At 70.1% G+C, this 22,561-nt stretch carries 21 protein-coding genes, 1 pseudogene and 1 riboswitch; of the genes and pseudogenes, 8 read left to right on the forward strand and 14 right to left on the reverse strand.

Features of this window, described 5'->3' with window-relative positions; genetic code table 11:
- Positions 1-51: 51 nt before the first annotated feature.
- Genes ACIP8W_RS18900 through ACIP8W_RS18910 form a run of 3 tightly spaced genes read right to left on the reverse strand, consistent with a single transcriptional unit; the run spans position 52 to position 2,909 of the window.
- A complete protein-coding gene (locus ACIP8W_RS18900; RefSeq protein ID WP_402152598.1) occupies positions 52-1,593 on the reverse strand; it encodes a trehalose-6-phosphate synthase in 1,542 nt (513 codons plus the stop codon).
- Positions 1,594-1,653: 60 nt separating this feature from the next.
- Entirely contained in the window at positions 1,654-1,833 is a 180-nt protein-coding gene (locus tag ACIP8W_RS18905) for a hypothetical protein (protein ID WP_401950629.1), read from the reverse strand.
- A gap of 56 nt (positions 1,834-1,889) precedes the next feature.
- Complete coding sequence (locus tag ACIP8W_RS18910; RefSeq protein WP_401950632.1) at positions 1,890-2,909, reverse strand: glucosyl-3-phosphoglycerate synthase; 1,020 nt, start codon at positions 2,907-2,909, stop codon at positions 1,890-1,892.
- A gap of 175 nt (positions 2,910-3,084) precedes the next feature.
- A riboswitch (SAM riboswitch) is annotated at positions 3,085-3,211 on the forward strand.
- A 17-nt stretch (positions 3,212-3,228) separates the two neighbouring features.
- Here ACIP8W_RS18910 and thrC point away from each other — a divergent pair.
- The 4 genes from thrC (at position 3,229) to groL (ending at position 7,636) form a co-directional block, all read left to right on the forward strand.
- The gene (thrC, locus tag ACIP8W_RS18915) at positions 3,229-4,584 is read left to right on the forward strand and encodes a threonine synthase (protein WP_402203750.1); all 1,356 of its coding nucleotides are present in this window, start codon (positions 3,229-3,231) and stop codon (positions 4,582-4,584) included.
- Between the two features lie 91 nt (positions 4,585-4,675).
- Positions 4,676-4,951, forward strand: a complete 276-nt coding sequence (locus ACIP8W_RS18920; protein ID WP_401950638.1) for a ubiquitin-like small modifier protein 1 — start codon at positions 4,676-4,678, stop codon at positions 4,949-4,951.
- 399 nt (positions 4,952-5,350) lie between these two features.
- Positions 5,351-5,554 (forward strand): cold-shock protein, encoded by a 204-nt coding sequence (locus tag ACIP8W_RS18925; protein ID WP_005315736.1) that lies wholly within the window; start codon positions 5,351-5,353, stop codon positions 5,552-5,554.
- A 456-nt stretch (positions 5,555-6,010) separates the two neighbouring features.
- On the forward strand, positions 6,011-7,636 hold the full coding sequence (gene groL, locus ACIP8W_RS18930; protein WP_030353342.1) for a chaperonin GroEL: 1,626 nt from the start codon (positions 6,011-6,013) through the stop codon (positions 7,634-7,636).
- A 102-nt stretch (positions 7,637-7,738) separates the two neighbouring features.
- Here groL and ACIP8W_RS18935 read toward each other — a convergent pair whose 3' ends face one another.
- On the reverse strand, positions 7,739-9,079 hold the full coding sequence (locus tag ACIP8W_RS18935; protein WP_401950641.1) for an MFS transporter: 1,341 nt from the start codon (positions 9,077-9,079) through the stop codon (positions 7,739-7,741).
- 128 nt (positions 9,080-9,207) lie between these two features.
- Here ACIP8W_RS18935 and ACIP8W_RS18940 point away from each other — a divergent pair, with 128 nt between their 5' ends.
- The gene (locus ACIP8W_RS18940; RefSeq protein ID WP_402203753.1) at positions 9,208-9,855 is read left to right on the forward strand and encodes a TetR family transcriptional regulator; all 648 of its coding nucleotides are present in this window, start codon (positions 9,208-9,210) and stop codon (positions 9,853-9,855) included.
- On the opposite strand, the gene ACIP8W_RS18945 is transcribed toward ACIP8W_RS18940, so the two are convergent.
- The 4 genes from ACIP8W_RS18945 to ACIP8W_RS18960 form a co-directional block, all read right to left on the reverse strand.
- Positions 9,842-11,125, reverse strand: coding sequence for a methyltransferase domain-containing protein (locus ACIP8W_RS18945; RefSeq protein ID WP_402203755.1), 1,284 nt, complete (start codon positions 11,123-11,125; stop codon positions 9,842-9,844). The genes ACIP8W_RS18940 and ACIP8W_RS18945 overlap by 14 nt on opposite strands.
- A complete protein-coding gene (locus ACIP8W_RS18950; RefSeq protein WP_401950650.1) occupies positions 11,122-11,262 on the reverse strand; it encodes a hypothetical protein in 141 nt (46 codons plus the stop codon). Before ACIP8W_RS18950 ends, ACIP8W_RS18945 begins: the two co-directional genes overlap by 4 nt.
- Positions 11,263-11,360: 98 nt before the next feature.
- Positions 11,361-11,654, reverse strand: a complete 294-nt coding sequence (locus ACIP8W_RS18955) for a DUF397 domain-containing protein (protein ID WP_401950653.1) — start codon at positions 11,652-11,654, stop codon at positions 11,361-11,363.
- Positions 11,635-12,477, reverse strand: a complete 843-nt coding sequence (locus tag ACIP8W_RS18960) for a helix-turn-helix domain-containing protein (protein ID WP_401950656.1) — start codon at positions 12,475-12,477, stop codon at positions 11,635-11,637. The genes ACIP8W_RS18955 and ACIP8W_RS18960 overlap by 20 nt, the downstream gene beginning before the upstream one ends.
- Before the next feature lie 207 nt (positions 12,478-12,684).
- Here ACIP8W_RS18960 and ACIP8W_RS18965 point away from each other — a divergent pair, with 207 nt between their 5' ends.
- On the forward strand, positions 12,685-13,071 hold the full coding sequence (locus ACIP8W_RS18965; protein WP_401950659.1) for an amidase: 387 nt from the start codon (positions 12,685-12,687) through the stop codon (positions 13,069-13,071).
- 93 nt (positions 13,072-13,164) lie between these two features.
- Here the strand turns inward: ACIP8W_RS18965 and ACIP8W_RS18970 are convergent, their stop codons facing one another.
- The 3 genes from ACIP8W_RS18970 to ACIP8W_RS18980 all read right to left on the reverse strand — a co-directional run bounded on the left by ACIP8W_RS18970 (position 13,165) and on the right by ACIP8W_RS18980 (position 16,809).
- Positions 13,165-14,709 carry a PTS transporter subunit EIIC gene (locus ACIP8W_RS18970; protein WP_401951280.1) on the reverse strand — a complete coding sequence of 515 codons (1,545 nt, stop codon included), beginning with the start codon at positions 14,707-14,709 and terminating at the stop codon, positions 13,165-13,167.
- Between the two features lie 142 nt (positions 14,710-14,851).
- Entirely contained in the window at positions 14,852-15,784 is a 933-nt protein-coding gene (gene murQ / locus ACIP8W_RS18975; RefSeq protein WP_402203757.1) for an N-acetylmuramic acid 6-phosphate etherase, read from the reverse strand.
- Between the two features lie 50 nt (positions 15,785-15,834).
- Positions 15,835-16,809 carry a MurR/RpiR family transcriptional regulator gene (locus ACIP8W_RS18980; RefSeq protein ID WP_402152727.1) on the reverse strand — a complete coding sequence of 325 codons (975 nt, stop codon included), beginning with the start codon at positions 16,807-16,809 and terminating at the stop codon, positions 15,835-15,837.
- A gap of 63 nt (positions 16,810-16,872) precedes the next feature.
- On the opposite strand from ACIP8W_RS18980, the pseudogene ACIP8W_RS18985 reads away from it, so the two are divergent.
- Together ACIP8W_RS18985 and ACIP8W_RS18990 are read left to right on the forward strand one after the other, a co-directional pair.
- A pseudogene (locus ACIP8W_RS18985) lies at positions 16,873-17,295 on the forward strand (hypothetical protein); the annotation flags it as partial.
- A gap of 221 nt (positions 17,296-17,516) precedes the next feature.
- A complete protein-coding gene (locus ACIP8W_RS18990) occupies positions 17,517-17,786 on the forward strand; it encodes a DUF4031 domain-containing protein (protein WP_401950667.1) in 270 nt (89 codons plus the stop codon).
- Positions 17,787-17,855: 69 nt separating this feature from the next.
- Here ACIP8W_RS18990 and ACIP8W_RS18995 read toward each other — a convergent pair whose 3' ends face one another.
- The 3 genes from ACIP8W_RS18995 to ACIP8W_RS19005 form a co-directional block, all read right to left on the reverse strand.
- Positions 17,856-19,076, reverse strand: coding sequence for a Cmx/CmrA family chloramphenicol efflux MFS transporter (locus ACIP8W_RS18995; RefSeq protein ID WP_401950670.1), 1,221 nt, complete (start codon positions 19,074-19,076; stop codon positions 17,856-17,858).
- A gap of 169 nt (positions 19,077-19,245) precedes the next feature.
- Entirely contained in the window at positions 19,246-19,989 is a 744-nt protein-coding gene (locus ACIP8W_RS19000) for a hypothetical protein (protein WP_402203760.1), read from the reverse strand.
- Between the two features lie 83 nt (positions 19,990-20,072).
- Positions 20,073-22,355 carry a heavy metal translocating P-type ATPase gene (locus tag ACIP8W_RS19005; RefSeq protein ID WP_401951281.1) on the reverse strand — a complete coding sequence of 761 codons (2,283 nt, stop codon included), beginning with the start codon at positions 22,353-22,355 and terminating at the stop codon, positions 20,073-20,075.
- Positions 22,356-22,561 lie beyond the last annotated feature (206 nt).

Raw genomic sequence — 22,561 nt, forward strand, 5'->3', positions numbered from 1 at the left:
CGGGGGACCGGCTCCCGCGCCGCGCGCCCGGGGTGGGCGGAGCGCGACCGGTCAGGCCCGCTGCAGCGCCTCCAGCTGGTCCAGGAACCACCGCTGCGGCGGCAGCGCCGTCGCCGCCGCGCTCAGGCGTTTGGCGCGTTCCAGGCGGTCGCCCTCGGGCAGGGTCAGGGCCTCGTGCAGGGCGGCGGCGGTGGCGTTGATGTCGTACGGGTTCACCACGAGGGCGTCCTCGCCCAGCTCCTCGTACGCGCCCGCCTCCCGCGACAGCACCAGCGCGGCGCCGCGCTCGGAGAGGACGGGGATCTCCTTCGCCACCAGGTTCATCCCGTCGCGGATGGGGTTGACGAGGGCGACGTCCGCCAGCCGGTAGGCGGCCAGCGAGCGGGCGAAGTCGTCGCGGACATGGAGGACGACCGGGGTCCAGTCGTCCGTACCGAACTCGGCGTTGACCTCCTCCGCGACCCGCTGGACCTCCGCCGTGTAGTCGCGGTAGACCGCCAGGTCCTGGCGGGAGGGGTAGGCGAAGGCGACATGGACGACGCGCCCGCGCCATTCGGGGTGCTCGGCCAGCAGCAGCCGGTAGGAGAACAGACCGCGGACGATGTTCTTCGACAGCTCCGTGCGGTCCACCCGGACGATCGTCTTCCGCTCCGTCCCGTCCGGCGCCCGGCCGATCTGCTCGCGCAGCGTCACCATGCGCTCGGCCACGTCCGGCCGGTGCGCGCGCTCGCGCAGGAAGCCGGCGTCGGCGCCCAGCCCGTGCACCCCGAGCGTGGTGCGCATCCGATTCGGTCCCGTCCGGGGATGGAGGATGTGCGGCTCCTCGCCCTCCGGCCGGTACGACACGAAGTCGTAGCGGCCCAGCACCGACGCGGCACACGTCTGGAAGGCCCCCGCCCACCGATGGGTCAGGAACCCCAGCCGGTCCGCGCCGAGCATCCCCCGCAGCAGCTGCTCGGCGATGTCGTCCGGCAGCATCCGGAAGTATGCGTACGGCGCCCACGGGGTGTGCGAGAAGTGCCCGATCCGCAGATCGGGGCGGAGCTCCCGGAGCATCCCCGGCACCAGCGCCAGGTGGTAGTCCTGGACGAGGACGGCCGCGCCGTCCGCCGCCTCGTCGGCCAGGGCCTCGGCGAAGGCGCGGTTGTACGTCTCGTACGACGCCCACTGCGCGCGGAACTCCGGGCCGAAGGACGGCTCCAGCGGGGTCTGGTAGAGCAGATGGTGGACGAACCAGAGCGTGGAGTTGGCGACGCCGTTGTACGCGTCCGCGTACACCCCGGGGTCGATCCCGAGCATGCGGACGCGCCGGCCACCCGTGTCGGCCGGGTCGAGGCGGCCTTCCGTACGCCGCACGGCCTCCCGGTCACCGTCCCCGAGCGCCGCGCAGACCCACACGGCGTCCGCGTCCGAGTCGATGGCCGACAGCCCGGACACCAGCCCGCCACCACCGCGCCGCGCCTCCAGCTCGCCGTCGGCCCGCAGGGTGTACGAGACGGGGCCGCGGTTGGACGCGACGAGGACCCGCGCGGGGTTCGCGTGCGCTGTGGATCCTTCGGACTGCTCGGACTGCTCGGACTGATCGGAGGCCATGTGCCGAAACCTAGCCCGTCAGGGAAACGCTCAAACGTACGGGCGTATCTACGCCAACTCTCAGTCGCGGCGCCCGCGCGTGGCGGCCAGCGCGACTGCCCCCGCCCCCGTCAGCGCCAGTGCCACCCCGCCCAGCAGCCACAACCGCTCGGCGGTCGAGCCGGTGTGCGCGAGCTGTCCGTAGGGGTGCCCGTGCGCGTCCGCCAGTGTTTCCAGTGTTCCGATCAGCTGCTGCCGCACAACAGAAAATGGGTGCATAAGGCATTAATTTAGACAGCTGATCCGAAAATGTGCTGTTACGCCGCGCGGCCTGCCGTGTACTCCGCGATCTCCCGCATCGGCGGCCGCTCCTCCGTGTCCACGGCATGCGTACGCGGTACGAAACCATCGGCGCCCCGCTCGAACTGGGTCAGCAGCGGCCGTACCAGATGCCCCCGCGAGAGCCGTAGCTGCGCCGTACGGTAGATCGCCGCCGCCATCCGCCCCAGCGCCCGGTCGTCCTGGTGGCGGTGGAGCCGTACCCCCACATCGACCTGCGCCAGCGCGTCGAGGCCGACCGTGTGCAGCGCGTCCACCAGCAGGCCCAGCTCCACGCCGTACCCGACCGGGAACGGCAGCCGCTCCAGCAGCGACCGCCGCGCCGCGTACTCACCGCCCAGCGGCTGGACGAAGCCGGCCAGCCGGGGCCAGTGCAGATTCAGCAGCGGGCGCGCGACCAGCTCTGTCACCCGCCCGCCCTGGCCACCCGCGCCCGCGCCTCCGTCCACGTCCGCGCCTTTGCCCAGCGGGCGGTCGTACATCGCCTTGACGAACTGCACCTCGGGCTCGGTGAGCAGCGGGCCCACGGTCCCGGAGACGAAGTCCGCAGAGAACTCCCGCAGGTCGGCGTCCACGAAACACACGATGTCGCCGCTCGTCACCAGCAGCGACCGCCACAGCACCTCGCCCTTGCCGGGGAGCGCGGGCAGCCGCGGAAGTATCGCGTCCCGGTGCACCACCCGCGCGCCCGCGGCGGCGGCGACCTCGGCCGTACGGTCGGTGGAGCCGGAGTCGATCACCACCAGCTCGTCGACCAGCGGCACCGGCCCCGCGCCCGGCCCTGCCGCCGCGCCGGCCGTTCCCGGCTCTGTCCTCGCCATCAGTTCCCGCCGGATCACCGAGACGATCTCGCCGACCGTCTCCTCCTCGTTCAGCGCCGGAAGCACCACGCTCACCGTGGTGCCGCGCGCGGCTTTCGCCGCCAGCAACCGGGCGGGCGTACGGTCGGCAGCTGACCAGGAACGCCTGGTCAGCCAGCGGTCCACCTCTTCCAGCACGTTCGGTACTCCCTGGGCTGATCCATAGAACCGCGATACATGTGATCCATCTCGCGGTGCGGACGACTATCTCAACGGTCCGCGCCTTCGGTTACAGTCTTGAACAACACCGATGACCACCGCATGCCGGGGTCCGTGGTGACAAACGCGCCGGACCCCGGGTCCGGCGCCATAGCGCTCATCCAGAGGGACAGAGGGAACGGCCCGTTGAAGTCCCGGCAACCCTCCCGCCGACCGCGAGGTCAGGTGGGGAAGGTGCCAATTCCGTCTTGTGGCGAAGTACGCCGCGAGGAAGATGAGGAGAAAGGGCCTCGCCATCATGGCTGTGCAGACCGTCCGGACGAATGACGGCAAGAGCGGTACCGACGCCGCGGAAACTTCCGGCATCGCGGAGACCGCCGCGAAGATCTCCATCGATCTCGGACCCGCCGCCGCGCTTTCCTGCCGCGAATGCGGAGAGCGTTTCGACCTCGGGCCGATCTTCGCCTGTGCGAGCTGTTTCGGGCCGCTCGAAGTCGCGTACGACCTGCCGAGCGGCACCCCTGACGAGCTGAAGAAGCGCATCGCGGAGGGCCCGAACAACATCTGGCGTTACGCGCCGCTGCTGCCCGTCCCCGCCGATGTGGCCACCAAGCCCAACATCAACCCCGGCTTCACCAAGCTGGTCAAGGCCGACAACCTCGCCCGCGAGCTGGGCGTCACCGGCGATCTGCACATCAAGGACGACTCCGGGAACCCGACGCACTCCTTCAAGGACCGCGTCGTCGCCATCGCCGTCGAGGCCGCCCGCGCCTTCGGCTTCACCACCCTCTCCTGCTCCTCCACCGGCAACCTCGCGGGAGCGGTCGGCGCCGCCGCCGCCCGCGCCGGCTTCCGCTCCTGCGTGTTCATCCCGCACGACCTGGAGCAGGGCAAGGTCGTCATGGCGGCCGTGTACGGCGGTGAACTGGTCGGTATCGAGGGCAATTACGACGACGTCAACCGCTTCTGCTCCGAACTGATCGGCGACCCGCTCGGCGAGGGCTGGGGCTTCGTCAACGTCAACCTCCGCCCGTACTACGGCGAGGGCTCCAAGACGCTCGCGTACGAGATCTGCGAGCAGCTCGGCTGGGAGCTGCCCGACCAGCTCGTCATCCCGATCGCCTCCGGATCGCAGCTCACGAAGATCGACAAGGGGCTCCAGGAGCTGATCAAGCTGGGCCTGGTCGAGGACAGGCCGTACAAGATCTTCGGCGCCCAGGCCGAGGGCTGCTCGCCGGTGTCCGCCGCCTTCAAGGCCGGCCACGACGTCGTACGCCCGCAGAAGCCGGACACCATCGCCAAGTCCCTGGCGATCGGCAACCCGGCGGACGGCCCGTACGTCCTGGACATCGCCCGTCGTACCGGCGGAGCGGTCGAGGACGTCAACGACGAGCAGATCGTCGACGCGATCAAGCTGCTGGCGCGCACCGAGGGGATCTTCGCGGAGACGGCGGGCGGGGTGACCGTCGGCGTGACGAAGAAGCTCATCGAGGCCGGTCTCCTCGACCCGACCCTCACCACCGTGGTCCTGAACACCGGCGACGGCCTCAAGACCCTGGACGCCGTGGCACCCACGACCGGGCCGACGGCGACGATCAGGCCGAGCCTCGAAGCGTTCCGCGCGGCGGGCCTGGCGAGCGACGCGGCGAGCTGACCCGGCTCCCGCCCGGTCCGGCTCTCCTCCCCTCGCCGATCTTCCACCTCTCCTTCGTCGATCTTCCTTCCCTTCCCGGAAAGGCACCCTCATGAGCGTCAAGGTCCGTATCCCCACCATCCTCCGCACCTACACGGGTGGCCAGGCAGAAGTCCCGGCGGAGGGCGCGACGCTTTCCGAGGTCATCCAGTCCCTGGAGACCAACCACCCGGGCATCGCCGCCCGCGTCCTGGACGACCAGGGCAAGCTGCGGCGCTTCGTCAACGTGTACGTCAACGACGACGACGTCCGCTTCGAACAGGGCCTGGAGACCGCGACCCCCGCCGGCGCCGGCATCTCGATCATCCCGGCGGTCGCGGGCGGCTGAGTCGCGCAAATCTTCGTACGAGCGTGATCGGAATGGCCCTCTCCGGGAAAACGGAGGGGGCCATTCTGAATGATTGAGCACGCTAGAGTGGGGGAACGCCCCTCCTTTTTCGGCGCCGCTCCGATGTCACTCGCTCCCGAGCGCATACGAGAACGCGACAACATGGGGCTCGACTCCAGGTGTCGTTTGTGCGGTACGTGGCCTTTGTCCGGCCCGACTTGCCCTGGATCGCTGCGAATTCAACGCTATGCGTGTTCGGCCACGCCTTCGGCCACGGCCAGATTTCTCGTCCGATTGACCTGTTGCAGAGGGCAGTTGGGCAGATACATTCAGCCGCGGTCGACGCGTTCCGGCGCGAAGTGTGGCCCCGTGCAAGGGCCAGTAATAGGGGAGTTAGGCATGGCTCAGGGCACCGTCAAGTGGTTCAACGCGGAGAAGGGCTACGGCTTCATCGCGGTAGACGGTGGTGCGGATGTATTCGTCCACTACAGCGCGATTCAGATGGACGGTTACCGCACCCTTGAAGAAGGTCAGCGAGTGGAGTTCGAGATCTCGCAGGGCCAGAAGGGTCCGCAGGCGGACATGGTCAAGCTCGCCGTCTGATTCCGGCGCGATCGGCCACCGACGCACTCACACGCGTACTCATGCTCACGCACGAGGGGTCCGCGTCCCGCACCTGGGACGCGGGCCCTCGTGCGTCGCGGGTGCGGTGCCCGGTGCGGTGGTCCCTCGCGGAGGGGCGACGCCCGCCACCCCTCAAGGACGCCCTTCGGGCGCTTGCGCCCACCCGTCGCCCGGCCACCACCCCCCCAAGGATGCCCTTCGGGCGCTTGCACTCTCGGGGGTCGAGTGCTAATTATTGGCGTTAGCACTCTGCAGGTGAGAGTGACAACTTAAGGACCGGGTCGGTGAGGCCCGAAGAGCCGATGGGGCAAGGAACCAGCGGCTCTCAGGCCGTCCGTCGCGGGCGCCAGCGCGGTCCGGAGCAATCCTTCCCCCAAGCTCGCAGCGTGCGTTCGAGGCGGGGGAGACCCGATCTGTCCGGGAGGACCACTTCACATGGCCAAGATCATCGCGTTCGACGAGGAGGCACGGCGCGGTCTCGAGCGCGGGATGAACCAGCTCGCCGACGCCGTCAAGGTCACCCTTGGTCCCAAGGGGCGCAACGTCGTCCTTGAGAAGAAGTGGGGCGCCCCCACGATCACCAACGATGGTGTTTCCATCGCCAAGGAGATCGAGCTCGAGGACCCGTACGAGAAGATCGGCGCCGAGCTGGTCAAGGAAGTCGCCAAGAAGACGGACGACGTCGCCGGTGACGGTACGACCACCGCGACCGTGCTCGCCCAGGCGCTCGTCCGCGAGGGCCTGCGCAACGTAGCCGCCGGCGCCAACCCGATGGCCCTCAAGCGTGGCATCGAGAAGGCCGTCGAGGCCGTCTCCGGTGCGCTGCTGGAGCAGGCCAAGGACGTGGAGACCAAGGAGCAGATCGCTTCGACCGCCTCCATCTCCGCCGCTGACACCCAGATCGGCGAGCTGATCGCCGAGGCCATGGACAAGGTCGGCAAGGAAGGCGTCATCACCGTCGAGGAGTCCCAGACCTTCGGGCTGGAGCTTGAGCTGACGGAGGGCATGCGCTTCGACAAGGGCTACATCTCGGCGTACTTCGCCACGGACATGGAGCGTATGGAGGCGTCGCTCGACGACCCGTACCTCCTGATCGTCAACTCCAAGATCGGCAACGTGAAGGACCTCCTTCCGCTGCTGGAGAAGGTCATGCAGTCGGGCAAGCCCCTGCTGATCATCGCGGAGGACGTCGAGGGCGAGGCGCTGTCGACCCTGGTCGTCAACAAGATCCGTGGCACCTTCAAGTCCGTCGCCGTCAAGGCACCGGGCTTCGGCGACCGCCGCAAGGCCATGCTCAACGACATCGCCATCCTCACCGGCGGTACGGTCATCTCCGAGGAGGTCGGCCTCAAGCTGGAGAACGCCGGTCTCGACCTGCTGGGCCGCGCCCGCAAGGTCGTCATCACCAAGGACGAGACCACCATCGTCGACGGTGCCGGTGACAGCGACCAGGTCGCCGGTCGGGTCAACCAGATCCGCGCCGAGATCGAGAACAGCGACTCGGACTACGACCGCGAGAAGCTCCAGGAGCGCCTGGCGAAGCTCGCGGGCGGCGTGGCCGTCATCAAGGCCGGTGCCGCGACCGAGGTCGAGCTGAAGGAGCGCAAGCACCGCATCGAGGACGCGGTGCGCAACGCCAAGGCCGCCGTCGAGGAGGGCATCGTCGCCGGTGGTGGCGTGGCTCTGCTCCAGGCTTCCTCGGTCTTCGAGAAGCTTGAGCTGACGGGCGACGAGGCCACTGGTGCCGCGATCGTCAAGCTCGCGCTGGAGGCTCCGCTCAAGCAGATCGCCGTCAACGGTGGCCTTGAGGGCGGCGTCGTCGTCGAGAAGGTCCGCAACCTGACGGTCGGCCACGGCCTGAACGCCGCGACCGGTGAGTACGTCGACATGATCGCCGAAGGCATCATCGACCCCGCGAAGGTGACGCGCTCCGCGCTGCAGAACGCCGCCTCCATCGCGGCGCTCTTCCTCACCACCGAGGCCGTTATCGCCGACAAGCCCGAGAAGGCCGGCGCCGCTCCGGCCGGTGGCGGCATGCCCGGCGGTGACATGGACTTCTGATCGACCGGGGCCCCGGCCCCAGTGGATCAACCGTCCTGACGGAGGGCGGCACCTCTTTCCGAAGAGGTGCCGCCCTTCGGCGTTCCCGCGGTCTCGGGTGGTTCAGCGGATGCCGCGAATGCGTGTCACCGACAGCGCGCCGACCGCGGCGAGAGCCGCGGCGACCGCGAAGAAGAGCGGGTAGTTCTCGCCTCCGGCGACGACCAGCACCACCGAGACGACGGCCGGGGCCAGGCTCTGGGGCAGGGCGTTGGCTATGTTCATGACGCCGAGGTCCTTGGCCGCGGTGTCCGGGTCGGGCAGCACCTCGGTGACCAGGGCGAGGTCGACCGCGTAGAACATGCCGCCACCGAGCCCGATGAGGACCTGCGCGAGGACGACGGCGGTGAAGCCGGGCGCGAGCGCCAGCACCACCAGACCGGCCACGACCACCAGGCTGCTGCCGAGGATGAAGGGCTTGCGGGCACCCACCCGGTCGGACAGCCAGCCGCTGACGGCCGCGGCGCCGGCGTTGCAGAGGTAGGTGATGACGATCAGCGTCGAGACCTTGGCGGCTACCTCGGAGTCGCTGACGCCGAAGTCGGCGGTGAGGTAGTACGCGAGGTACGAGGTCGGCGCGATCATGCCGAAGGTGACCAGGAACTTGGAGACCCAGGCCCAGCCGAAGTCCCGGTGCTCGACCGGGTTCGTCCAGAAGCTTCCCGCGAACTCCTTGACGGAGAACGGCTCGGGGGCCGTGGCCAGCGGCTTGTCCTCCATCGTCACCGCGAAGCAGCCCACGAGGACGATGGCGAGCACCGCCGGTACGAGGAACTGCACTCTGGCGTCGGCCACTTGCCCCGCGAGTGTCGCGCTGACCACGATGGCCAGGGTGAGCGCGACACCGAGCGCACCGGAGACCTTGCCGCGGTCCCGGTGGGCGACCTGGTCGGGGACGGTCGCCTGGAGGGTGGCGAGCGAGGCGTTGTAGCAGATCTGGGTGATGATCCAGCCGAGGAGAATGACCGGGATCGACGGTACGAAGGCGATCAGCGCGAGCCCCGTCAGCCCGCCGACGACCCCGCCGATCAGCCAGGGACGGCGGCGGCCGAGCCGGGATGTCGTCCGGTCCGAGAGCCGACCCACGAGCGGGTTGGCGATCAGGGCGAAGATGGCGCCGACACCGAGCACCAGGCTGAGGCTGGAGGTCTTGTTGTCCGGATCCACCTCGGCGACGCGCAGCGCCATGGTGACGAGGACCGGTGTCATCAGGGCGCCGAAGAGGCCGAACTGCGCCAGGAAGACCTTGGGGACGAAGCCGGGCGGAGTGGCTGCCGGGCCGGTGTGTTCACCGTGCGCACTGTGCTGGACGTCTTCGACGGCACGGGTACCCGCAGGCGCTCCCGCGCTGCTGATGACATCCGTGACCGATCCCGGGGCAGCGGGGGGAATGACCTGATCCACAGCCGGACCTCCTCGTTGAGGCAAAGCGGAATGTTGCCTGAAATAGTGCCCGCAGAGGCCTCATTTGCGGTAGGTGCCGTTGTGCGTTCGTCATTCACGTGCGCGCTGCGGAGCGTTAGGCTCGGGCGATGGCAGTCAACGACGGCGTGCGGCAGGGTGGGCGTTCGGTCCGGGCGGCGAATCGACGCGCGGAGATCATCCAGGCCGCCCTGGAGATCATCTCCGAGCGCGGCTACCGGGGGACGTCCATCGCCGCCGTGGCCGAGCGCGCGGGGCTGACCCAACAGGGCCTGCTGCACCACTTCCCCGGCAAAGAGGCGCTGATGGTCGCCGTGTTGGAGGCCCGCGACCAGTGGGACATGGCCTCCGCCGCCACCAAGGGCGACCCCTGGCCGTTGGAGACCCTCGCGCAGCTCGTCGAGTACAACGCGACCCGGTCCGGCGTCGTCCAGACCTTCACCGTCCTGGCCGGTGACAGCGTCACCGAGGGGCATCCGGCCCGCGAATTCTTCGAGAACCGCTACGAGCACGTCCGTACGGCGCTCGCCGACTCACTCCGCAAGGAGTACGGCGACCACCTGGCCCACGGACTCACCCCCGAGCGCGCCGCGCCCCTGCTCGTCGCCGCCATGGACGGCCTCCAGCTGCAATGGCTCATCTCCCCGGACATCGTCGACATGCCCGCCGCCTTCCGCGACTTCCTCGCCCTGCTGGCTCCCCAGAAGGACGACGACGGACGGCAGCCCGGAGAGGGCTCCGGACTCAGCGACGAGTGACGTGCGCGGGTATGGGTGCGTGTACGTGCGCGGGTACGTGCGCGGGTACGTGCGCGGGTACGTGCGCGGCGGTACGAGGCAGTAGCCGCGCCGGTCCGTCCAGCCAGGCCGACGCGGTCCCCGCTGTGACGGTGAGCCCGAACCGCTCAGGCCCCGGCCGCTCCTGCTCGACCCACCAGCGATACACACCCTCCACCTCGTCCCACAGCCGCCGCCCCCCGTACTGCCATACGGTGAACGGGCCGTCCGGCGCCCCTGCTTGATCCGCCGCGTGATCCACCGCCGCCCAGGATGTCGCGTCCGTGGTCGCGATCCACAGCCGCCGTACGACTCCGTCCACCCCGGGATCGTCCTCCCAGGTCTTCCAGACATCGGGCAGGCACAGGCCGATGGCGAAGCCCAGATCCCACGCGTCGGCGCCGATGGTGTGGGCGGGGCAGACGGTACGGGACTCGTCGGGCTGATGGGCGTCACGTACGACATCCCGGAAGATCCGCAGGTCGGTACGGTGCCCCCGCATCAGCATGAACGAGCTGTAGGGCTGGAACCGCCCCTCGGCCGCACCGTTTCGTACGGTGAGCCGCAACAGCCCCCACCCGAGCCACGGGCTCTCCCACGGGGTGAGGATCACCCCGCCGGGCTTCGTCTGCGCGATCCACGCGGGCGGTACGGAACGGACCGCGCAGGTCGAGACCGTCCGGTCGAACGGCGCCCGGCCCGGCACCCCAAGGCTCCCGTCCCCGCACACCACATCGGGGCCGAGCCCAACAGCCTTGAGCGCGGTACGGGCTCGCGCGGCCACCTCCGGGTCCACCTCGACGGAGGTGACGTTGCCGACCCCGAGCCGGTGCGCGAGAAGCCCGGCGTTCCAACCGGTCCCGGTGCCGATCTCCAGCACCGACATGCCGTCCGCCAGGGCGAGTTCCTCCAGCATGCGGAACACGATCGACGGCGCCGACGCGGAGGACGACGGCCAGATGCCGTCGCTGTCGCTGTCGACCGGCTGGGCACCGTCATTGACCTGGGTGACCACCGGAGCATCGGCATACGCGGCCCGAAGCCACCGGCCGGGGTCGGCGCTCCGGTCGCAGGGCGCGTAACCCCCGTGTCCGTCCCCCAGCCAGACCCGCTCGGGCAGAAAACGATGCCGAGCCACCGCCTCGGCGGCGGCGCGCCACTCGGGCGCCAGAGGATGACCGAGGTCTTTGTCGACAGCCTGGAGCAGGCCGCTCAACGCGCCCTGCTCCGAATCCTGTTGGTCGATGATCACTTCTCGGCTTCGCCCTTGTGCTTGGGGTCGGGCCTACTGCCTTTGGTGTCCGGATTCGGCGCGGCGGTGCCGGGGTCTTTCTTCCCGCTGTGCCGCCCGTCGCCACCTTCGCCGCCCTTGCCGGTTCCCCAGCCCATGCCGCCTCCCGATTGCTCGTGCTGGTGTGGTGACACCGAGCAACGCTAGGAGCCGCGTGCGCGCCGCTCAAGGCATTGGCGACAAGTCGCCAATGGGGCTATGCCAGGTCGCCCTTGACCTCGGTGACGAAGGTGGCCCAGGCCCCGGCCCGGAAGATGAGGGCCGGGGCGGTGGGGGTTTTGGAGTCGCGGACGGGGACTATGCCGACGAGACCATCGGCCACTTCGAGGCAATCGCCGCCGCTGCCGCCGCTGTAGGTCGACTTCCGCCACGAAGCGGCGCCGGGGAAGCCCCGGGCCACTTCCAGGCAGCTGCCGCCGCTGCCGCCGCTGTAACTGGACTTGTGCCAGGAAGCGGCGCTCAGGTCGTGCTCAGGGCTTCTGCTCTGCATGTTCGTAATCCTCCGCCACTGACTCAATCAGGGCCAAGGATGCTTCCGGCGAGAGTGCGGTGGCCCTGAGCAGATCGTAGGTCAGTTCATGCCTGGCCACCGACGCTGGATCGTCGAGCAACTGTCCTGATCCCAGGCTCTGGAGATAGGCGAGTGGGGGCGCGTCCTCAAACGCCAAGAGTTGGATGGTGCCCTCAAGTGACGCATGCGCACCCGCACCGAACGGCAGCACCTGAACGATGATCCTGCGCTGCCGGATCATCCTGGCGATATGGCGTAGCGTCGCCGCCATCACCGCAGGTCCGCCCACTGGTCGGCGCAGAATCGCCTCGTCAAGGACCGTCCACACCATCGGCCTTGTTGGATCCTTGAGAAGCTTCGCGCGGTCCAGTCGGGCCGCGATCAACTCATCGATCACATCCTCTATGGCTGTTGGCTGATACGCGCGGAATACGGCTCGTGCGTACGCCTCCGTCTGCAACAACCCGGGGATCAGCAGCGGCGCGTACTCCTTGATGACCACCGCGATGGCCTCGGCCTCCGCCGCTTCCGCGAAGTGGTCCGGGTACTTCGACTTCTTCAGCGCCTGGCAGTGGCGCTCGAAGAAGCCGTTCGTGTCGAAGGTCTTGTCGAAGTGCAGTGCGTACTCCATCTGCATCCGCCGCAGCCCCGACTCCAGTTGGCCGATGAACGAGGCGCTGAGGAAGAGCGGCCTGCCCACCTCCTCCTGGGTCAGGTTTGCCGCGTTGCGCTGGTGTCTGAGTTCGGAGCCGAGCATGGCGCGCGGCGAGGACGACGGATCGAGTGGTTTCTGTCCAGGCATGGGGATCTCCCGGTCACGCATGTCGCGGTGTTGGGCTGAAAGCTCTGTTCAGGCTAGCCATATTTCGCCACGCTGTGTGGTGGTAATCGATACGGAGCGTGGAGGTCTGGGCTCATGGCAACGCAGGACACAAGAGAGCGGAAAAGTATGACGGACGGCACCGAAGGAAAGGCCGAGGAAAGGGTCGGGGGAAAGGCTGAGGAAGGGGTGAAGTCGCATCGGTTCAACCTCATTCACTGCCCGGCGACCGGCATTCCGCACTTCACCGACGCCCGGTACGGCAGCCTCACGGCGACACCGCCCCCGGGGTGTGTGCCGAGCCACTGGGACACGTACTTCAGCCTGCGCTGCCGGCGTCCGGGGGAGACCCTGCTCGACGCTGTGGCGCCGGTGTGCGCTGAGGTCAGGGCCGAGCACGGTGTGCTGATGACCGACCTCGGTGTCGAGGGCCTGTGGGAGTGGTCCTGCGACGGCCAGGACGGCCACGGCGCCGCGATCGTCGCCCAACTGCTGCTGATGGCGGCGGACCGGGGCCAGCAGTTGGGCTACAGCGTGGACGACCTGCTGCGGTTCCTCCGTACCGCCGCCGGCTGAGAAGAGCCCGCCGAGGCTGTGAGAGCTGACGGCTGACGGCCGAGGGCAGTTGAGAGCGGCTGGGTGGCGTGCGCCCGCCCTGGGGAGCCGCTCTCACACCCTCGACGGTTCGGGTTGGGAGCCGGGCTCCGGTTTCGGTTCCGAGGCGGCTGTGGTGGCCGAGGTGGCAGAGTGGGCAGGCGAGGGCGGGGCCGGCCCCGGCTCCGTATCGACGTTCAGCTCGCTCAGCATCGTTTTCGTGAAGCCGAAGTAGTACGTCGCGACGAACCCCACCGCGTAACCGGCGAGCAGGCCGCCCGCGTATACCGCGATCACCTCGCCCAGGCCCTTGTTGCCGGACAGGAGGGGGAAGAGGGCCCAGCCCGACGGGCCGATCGCCGTCGAACCGACCGACGCGCCCAGCTGGTTGAAGAGCCCGATGAAGCCACCGCCGAAGGCGCCGCCGACGCAGGCGGTGATGAAGGGGCGCCCCAGCGGCAGGGAGACGCCGTAGATGAGGGGTTCGCCCACTCCCAGGAGCCCTGCGGGGAGGGCGGATCTGATGGTCCGGCGGATGGAGGCGTTCCGGGGAAGGCGGAGATAGACCGCCGCGCCCGCGCCCACCTGGCCCGCGCCCGCCATGGCCAGGATGGGGAGGAGAACGGTGTAGCCCTGCTGCTCGATCAGGGTGGTGTGGATGGGGATCAGGGCCTGGTGCAGGCCCAGCGTCACCAGGGGGAGGAAGAGCCCGCCGAGGACGAAGCCCGCGCCGGAACCGCCGTTCGACAGGAGCCAGCCGGTGAATTCGCCGATGGCGGTGGATACTTCACCGGCCACGTACATCAGGCCGTAGATGGTCACCAGGCCGGAGACTAGGACGGTCAGCGTCGGGGTGACCAGGACATCGAGGGACTCCGGCACCCATCTCCGGCATCGCTTCTCCACATATACGGCCAGCGCCGCCGCGCCCAGTGCCCCGAGGACACCGCCCTGGCCGGGGGAGAGCTTCTGGCCGAACGCGTCGATGTTCGCGACACCGGGGAAGACGATGATCGCGGCTACCGCGCCGCCGAGGATCGGTGTCCCGCCGAACTCCTTCGCCGTGTTGTAGCCGACGAAGACGGCGATCAGCGACATGAAACCGGATGCCAGAGCGGCGAGCGCCGGGACCACGGACGGCAGCCAATGGAGGTTGGCCAGCAGGCCGTTGAGGCCCGCGATGATGCCGCAGCCGATGAGAGCCGGGATCAGCGGGACGAAGATGTTGGCGATCCGGCGCAGGAAGAGCTTGAACGGCGTCGCGTTCCTGGCCTTCCGCTCCGCCCTGAGCGCGGCCCCCCGCGCGGCCAGCGCATCGGCGCCGGGAGGAGGCGCACCGGGAGACAGACCGGGGAGCGCCTCCGCCTCCGCCTCCGCCACCAGCCTCTCGAACTCCGGCGTCACCCGCGCGACCGGCCCCGGGCCCAGAACGATCTGATACGTCTCGTCCTCGACCACCCCCAGCACCGCGGGCAGCGCCCTCAGCGCCTCCTCCTGGACCAGGGAACGATCGTGCAGCCCGAGTCTGAGCCGGGTCATGCAGTGCGCCACGGAGGCGACATTCGCCGCTCCTCCTACGAGAGGGAGGAGCGCTTCGGCGGTGGCCCGGTGCTTGCCCACCGGACCGCCGGGGCCACTGGGACCGCCGGAGTCGATGGGACCGCCGGGGCCACTGGGACCGCCGGGGTCGATGGGACCGCCGGGGTCACTGGGCGGTCCTGCCGGTCCTGCGGTTGATCCTTCAGGTGCCATGTGTGCGCTTTCAGTTCGGGCGTACGTCCTTCAGCGCGTCGCGCAGATGGCCGTCCGAATCGGACAGGAGGCGTTCGGCCGTGGGGCCGTCGACCGCGCCGAGAAGGGTGAGAATGGCGCTCTTGACCTCCCCGTTCGTGGCCGAGAGAGCGGTCTCGATCTCGTCGTCGGAGGCGCCGGTGGCGAGCGCGACGATCCGGCGGGAGCGGGCCCGCAGCTTCTCGTTGGAGGCGCGGACATCGACCATGAGGTTTCCGTACGTCTTGCCGAGCCGGATCATCGTGATCGTCGAGAGCATGTTTAGGACGAGCTTCTGTGCCGTACCGGCCTTGAGCCGGGTGGAGCCGGTGAGCAGCTCGGGGCCGGTGGCGACCTCGATGCCGTGCTCGGCCGCCGCCGCCAGCGCGCTGCCCGCGTTGCAGGACAGACCGATGGTGAGCGCGCCCAGGCCGCGCGCGTGCTCGACGGCGCCGATCGCGTACGGCGTGCGGCCGGAGGCGGAGATCCCGACCACCGTGTCCGCCCGGGTGAGCCGGATGCCGGCCAGATCGGCGGCAGCCAGTTCCTTGGAGTCCTCGGCACCTTCCATGGAGGTCACCAGCGCTCCGGAGCCGCCCGCGATCAGGCCGACGACGTCCGCCGGATCGGTGTTGAAGGTGGGCGGGCACTCACTGGCGTCCAGCACCCCGAGCCGTCCCGCCGTACCGGCGCCCGCGTAGACCAGCCGGCCTCCGTGGGCCATCCGCTCGGCGATGGCGTCGATGGCCGCCGCGATCCGGGGGAGCTGCGCGGCGACAGCGGCCGGGACGGTGGTGTCCTCGCCGTTCATGATCCGGGCGATGTCCAGGGTGGGCAGCTGATCGATCTCGGCCAGCTCAGGACGGAACGCCTCGGTGCCGAGGGTGTCGAGCTGCGCGCGGAGATCGCCGTACGGGGACTTCATGGAGGGGCGGCTCTTTCTCGGGTGGGGATCGGGACAGTTGGAGTGGGTCGTCAGCGGGGCGCGCGTGGGCTGTGGCGGTGCGCGAGCGCCTCGTACGACGCGGAGAGGGCCGGGGCCGCCGTCTCGTACGTACGCTGCGCGACGCCTATGAACAGGCAGTCGATGACGAGCAACTGGCTCGTACGGCTCGACATGGCCGCCGGGCGCAGCTCGCTCTCGCGCGCTGCGGACGTCGTCAGGACGTGGTCCGCGTACTGCGCTATCGGACCGTCGGGCCGCCCGGTGATCGCGACCGTCGTCGCACCGTGGTCGAAGGCGGCCCGGAGCGGCTCCAGGACATCGCCGGTGGCCCCGGAGTGCGTTATCGCTATGGCCAGATCGCCCGCGCGCAGCTGCACGGCGTTGGTGACCGCGAGATGCGGGTCGGTGTGCGCGTGCGCTATCAGGCCGATGCGCAGGAACTTCTGGGCCAGGTCCATGCCGACGAGGGACGAGGCCCCGGCGCCGTATATATCGATCCTGCGGGCCGTGGCGGCGGCGGTGACCACGGCGCCGAGCTGGATGGTGTCCAGGGCGGCGGCGGTGTCGGCGAGCGTCTGCCGCTCGTCGTGGGCAAGCTTCGCGACGACATCCGCAAGGGGATCGTCCACCGCGATATCGGCCGTGACGGTGGGGGCCTGCCCCGACTGCTGCTGCGCCGCGAGACCGGCGAGCGCGAGCCGCAGATCGCGGTATCCCGGATACCCGAGCAGCCTGGCCGCGCGCACCACCGTGGCCTCGCTGGTGCCGGTCAGCTCGGCCAGACCGGTGACGGTCAGCGCGGCACAGCCCGCCGGGTCGGCGACGACGGCCTCGGCGACGAGCTGCACGGAACGGGTCATGGCCGGCGCGAGGGTCCGCACCTTGGCGGCGAGAGCGCCGGGTGCGGGTGCGGGGGCAGGAGCGGGCGGTGGGGCTGTGGTGCGCGGAGCCGGCGTGGGGCGGGCCGCGTCCGGGCTGAAATTTTCTTTCATTACTTTGGTCACCACTGAAAGATATTTTCGAAATCCATCGGCGGTCAACCCTGGGCTATCCCTGACAATTACGGGATGGACGACGCCCCGAACCCCGAGCCGAACCCTGGCAACAACCCTGAGGCCAGCCCCGACGTGGCCCCCCTGGAACTGGCGCTGCACACCGCCCGTGCCCTGGTCCTGGCCGATCTGGCGGCGGGCGATGTGGCGCGCGCCGATGTCGTCTCCCTGGTCGAGGACTCCGTGACGCACCGCCGCTGGTGGGTCGAGCAGTGGCCCGAGGGGGTCGCGTACGTCACCGGGCTGGTCGCCCAGGACGTACAGGACGCCCTGCTGGAGCGTTACGGGCGCTGGCCGCTCTGCCCGGTCTGCGGCGAGGGCGCGGAGGGCTCCGAGGGCGGCCCGCACGCGCTGGACGTGGAACCCGAGCTGGGCGACGACCCGTACTGGGTGTGCGGCAAGGCGGGCATCGCGGTCGCGGCGGTCGGCCAGCTGGGGCGCACGGGCCACGCAGGTCACTCAGATCACTCAGGTCACTCAGGTCATGGAGACCATGCAGGCCACACGGGCCACTCAGGTCATGGAGACCATGCAGGCCACTCAGGCCACTCAGGTCATGGAGACCACACGGGCCACACGGGCCACACGGGTCATGGAGACCACCTGGGCCACGAAGACCACTCGGACCACCCAGGTCACACAGACCACCCGGACACCCCGTGACCCTCTATATCGATCCGCCCACCTGGCCCGGCCACGGCCGACTCTGGTCGCACCTGGTCAGCGATGTCTCCTTCGCGGAACTCCACGCCTTCGCCGCTGCCATCGGCTGCCCGCCGAACGCATTCGAACGGGACCATTACGACATCCCCTCCCACCACTACGGGGACGCGGTACGCGCGGGCGCGGTGGAGATCGGTTCCAAGGAGCTCGTCCGCAGGCTCACCGACGCGGGCCTGCGCCGCCCCAAGGGCCGTCCGGCGGTGTGAGGCCATATGAAGGTCACCGGACGGCCCGCGTGATCAGCCCGCGTGATCAGCCGGCGTGATCAGCCGGTGTTACGAGCAATCCGCCGGAGTCGGAGCCGGAGCCGACACAGGAGCAGGCGCCGACCCCGCGACCACCCTGCTGCCCGCCCCACGGTGGAACCGCAGCGCCAGCAAGGCCAGCCCGACCGCGACCGCCGTCATCGCCGCGCCCGCCCAGGCCGTGGACGTATAGCCGAAGTCCGCGTCGATGACGGTGCCGCCGAGCCAGGGGCCGCTCGTGTTGCCGAGGTTGAAGGCGGCGGTGGTAGTGCCGCCCGCGAGGGTGGGGGCGGCAGCGGCGATGTTGAACATGCGGGCGTTGAGGGCGGGGGCCGTGTAGAAGCTGGACACGCCGAGGAGGAAGGCCAGGGCGATGACCACGGCCGGGTGCGAGGCGGTCACGGCCAGCAGCACCAGCAGGACCGTGGACGCCGCGATGCCGCTGATCAGCACGCCGAAGAGGTGCGCGTCCGCGTACCGGCCGCCCAGCGCCGTACCGACCAGCGCGCCGAACCCGAAGAGCGCCAGCACGCTCGGGACCCAGCCGCTGTCCAGCCCGGCCACATCCGTGAGCAGCGGGGCGAGATACGAGAACGCGCAGAAGACGCCGCCCGCCGCGAGCGCCGTGACGACGATCGCGAGCCAGACCTGACGGTCGCGGTAGATGGCCAGCTCGCGCTTGAGCCGGGGCTTCTCCGCAGGTACGGGAATGGCGGGGATCAGTGTCACCACGCCGACCAGCGCGATGGCGGAGGCCGCGCCGACCGCCCAGAACGCCGAGCGCCAGCCGAAGTGTTCGCCGAGGAACGCACCCGCCGGGACGCCCAGCACATTCGCGATGGAGAGGCCGCCGATCATCACGGCCATGGCGCGGGCCCGCGCGGCGACCGGCACCATCGCGATGGCGACCGCCGAGCCCACGGCCCAGAATCCGGCGCAGGCGAGCGCGCTGATCACGCGGGACGCGAAGAGGATCTCGTACGTCGGGGCGAGCGCGCCGACGACCTGGCCGAGGCCGAAGACCGCGAGCAGGGCGATGAGTGTCGTACGCCGGGGAAGCCGCAGGGTGGCCACCGCGAGCAGCGGGGCGCCGACGACCATGCCGATCGCGAAGGCGGAGATGAGCAGCCCGGCCGTGGGTATCGACACGCCCATGTCGTCGGCGAGGGGCGGCAGCAGGCCGGAGAGCATGAATTCGCTGGTGCCGAGGGCGAAGACCGAGAGCCCGAGGATGTGGACGGCGAGCGGCATCCGAGCAGTACGAGCAGATGGATCAGTACGAGCAGATGGAGCGGGAGGGGAAGAAGGCACAGGAGCGGAGGAAGGAGAGGAAGGAGAGGAAGGGGAGGAAGGGGAAGGCGACGGCATGCCACCTTCCAACGGCTCCGCCCGGCAGCGCATTCCTGGCCACGCGGACCGCTCAACCGGTGGGACGGGTGAGCCCGCGCAGCTCCGCCGTCAGGTTCGCGCGGGCCCGCGCCTCCCACTCCCGTACTCCGTGCGGTGTACGGAACAGGGCGGGCAGCGCGAGCAGTTGCTCCAGTACGGCGGCCCGCCCGGCCCGGAAGTCGGGGTCGGGGACGAAGCCGTACTCCTCGCGTACGGCCGCCGTGTAGGCCGCGTACGCGTCGGGCGCGGCGGCGAGGATCGCGAGGTCGGTGTCGCACAGGACGGCGCCGTTGCGGTCGTCGGGACCGGCCGCGTGGGTGACGGTGAGGCGGACGAGCCGGGCGACCTCGCGCGTGTCGTCGTCGCTCAACCCGGCTTCGGGGAGGGCCCGTTCGGCGAGCCGGGCGGAGCGCTCCTCGTTCTCGGAGCGGTCGGGGAGGTAGACGGCGTCGTGGAACCAGGCGGCGAGGCGTACGAGATCGGGGGCGTCGGCGTACGCGGCGAGCGTGTCGATGTGATCCAGTACGGCGACCAGATGGGCGGTCGTGTGATAGCGGCGGTGGGGTTCGGCCCAGCGCGCGAGGAGGTTCTCGGCGTACGGGTACGGGTCGGGGGTGCCCCCGACCCGTACCCCGAGGGCGGTCAGGGTCGCCGCGAACCGGGCCTGGAGATCGGGGCGGCGTTCAGGGGCGGGGCCGGATTCCGGGCCGGATTCCGGGGTGGATTCAGGGTCGGGTTCAGGGGCGGGGTGGCGGTGGTTCACCGGATGGGACATGGGTCGACGATAGGCCGGGCCCGGGTCCGTAGGGGAAACCCCTCCGGCACCGGGCCCGGCACATTCGTCCGTACCGTGAGTGTTCAGGATGGCTTGAAGCCCCGCAGCCGCAGGCTGTTGCCGACCACGAAGACCGACGAGAAGGCCATGGCCGCCCCCGCGATCATCGGGTTCAGGAACCCGGCCGCCGCCAACGGGATCGCGGCGACGTTGTACGCGAAGGCCCAGAACAGGTTCACCTTGATGGTGCCCAGGGTCCGACGGGCCAGCCGGATGGCGTCGGCGGCGGCGCGCAGGTCTCCCCGTACGAGAGTGAGGTCGCCCGCCTCGATGGCGGCGTCGGTGCCCGTGCCCATCGCGAGGCCGAGGTCGGCCTGGGCGAGGGCGGCGGCGTCGTTGACCCCGTCGCCGACCATGGCGACGGAACGGCCCTCCGCCTGGAGCTTCTTGATGACGTCGACCTTGTCCTCGGGCATGACCTCGGCGATCACATCGGCGTCCGCGATACCGACCTCGGCGGCCACGGACTCGGCGACGGCCCTGTTGTCGCCGGTCAGCAGGACCGGGGTCAGACCGAGCGCGCGCAGCCGCCGTACCGCCTCCGGGCTGGTCTCCTTCACCGCGTCCGCGACTTCGAGCACGGCCCGCGCCTCGCCGTCCCAGGCGACCGCGATCGCCGTACGGCCCGCCGCCTCCGCCCGCGTACGGGCGCTCTCCAGCTCCGCCGGGAGGCGGATCCCCGCCTCCGCGAGCAGCTTCGCCCGGCCGACGAGGACGGCGCGACCGGCCACGACGCCCCGCACACCGAGACCGGGGACATTGGCGAAGTCCTCGGCGGCCGGCAGCGTTCCGACGCGCTCGGCGGCGCCCTCCGCGACGGCGCGGGCGATGGGGTGCTCGGAGGCGTGTTCGAGGGCGCCCGCGAGCCGCAGGACCTCGGACTCGTCGGTTCCGGTGGCGCTGTGCGTGGCCAGCAGCGTCATCTTCCCGGTGGTCACGGTGCCCGTCTTGTCGAGCACGATCGTGTCGACGCGACGGGTGGTCTCCAGCACCTCGGGCCCCTTGATCAGGATGCCGAGCTGCGCGCCGCGCCCCGTGCCGACCATGAGCGCGGTCGGGGTGGCCAGGCCCAGGGCGCACGGGCAGGCGATGATCAGTACGGCCACGGCGGCGGTGAACGCGGCCGTCAGCCCCGACCCGGTGGCGAGCCAGCCGCCCAGGGTGGCGAGCGCGAGCCCGATGACGACCGGGACGAAGACGGCGGAGATCCGGTCGGCGAGGCGCTGGACGGATGCCTTGCCGTTCTGCGCGTCCTCCACCATCCGCGCCATCCGGGCGAGCTGGGTGTCGGCGCCGATCCGGGTGGCCTCGACGATCAGCCGGCCGCCCGCGTTGAGGGTCGCGCCGGTGACGGCGTCGCCGACCGCGACCTCGACGGGCACGGACTCGCCGGTGAGCATCGAGGCGTCGACCGCCGAGGAGCCCTCGACGACCGTGCCGTCGGTGGCGATCTTCTCGCCGGGCCGTACGAGGAAACGGTCACCGACCTGGAGCCGGTCGGTCGGTACGGTCGTCTCGCGGCCGTCCCGTACGAGCGTGACCTCCTTGGCCCCCAGCTCCAGCAGCGCCCGCAGGGCCGCGCCCGCCTTGTGCTTGGAACGGGCCTCGAAGTAGCGCCCGGCCAGGAGGAACGCGGTGACACCGGCCGCCGCTTCGAGATAGATGTTCCCGGAACCGTCGCCCCGGCCGATGGTCAGCTCGAAGGCGTGCTTCATGCCGTGCGTGCCCGCCGTGCCGAAGAACAGCGCCCACAGCGACCAGAGGAACGCGGCCGACGCGCCGACCGAGATCAGGGTGTCCATCGTCGCCGCGCCGTGTCTGGCGTTGGTCCAGGCGGCGCGGTGGAAGGGCCAGCCCGCGTAGGTGACGACGGGCGCGGCGAGGGTCAGCGACAGCCACTGCCAGTTGTCGAACTGGAGGGCCGGGATCATGGACATCGCGATGACCGGTACGGAGAGTACGACGGCGGTGATCAGGCGTTCGCGCAGGGTACGGAGGGCGGCGTCGGGCTCGCTGCCGTCGGGGGCTGCCCCTGGTGGGGTCCCGTCCAGGGTTTTTTCCGGGGCGGCGTCGGGGGTGGCAGCGGGGTCGGTCTCGGGGTCGGTCGGGGGGTGCCGTACGGGACGTACGGGCTCGGCGGCGGTGTAGCCGGTGGCCTCGACGGTCGCGATGAGATCCTGGACGGCGACGTCCGCGCCCCGGTAGCTGACCTTGGCCTTCTCGGTCGCGTAATTGACGGTGGCCTCGACCCCGTCCATGCGGTTGAGCTTCTTCTCGACCCGGGCCGCGCAGGAGGCGCAGGTCATACCGCCGATGACGAGTTCGACCTCGGTGAGGCCGCCGGGGCCGCCGGTGTCATCAGGGGCGGCGGGGCCTGCGGTGGCTGCGGATGTGCCGGTGCCGGTGGTCCGGGTGGTGCTCATGGCGGACGGCTCCTTGTCATCATCGATCGGTTCCATCGTACCCCCTAGGGGTATCTCTCTCCCCAGGTATACCCCCCATGGGTATACGG

Source organism: Streptomyces sp. NPDC088554 (assembly GCF_044752945.1).
Classification (GTDB): Bacteria; Actinomycetota; Actinomycetes; order Streptomycetales; family Streptomycetaceae; genus Streptomyces.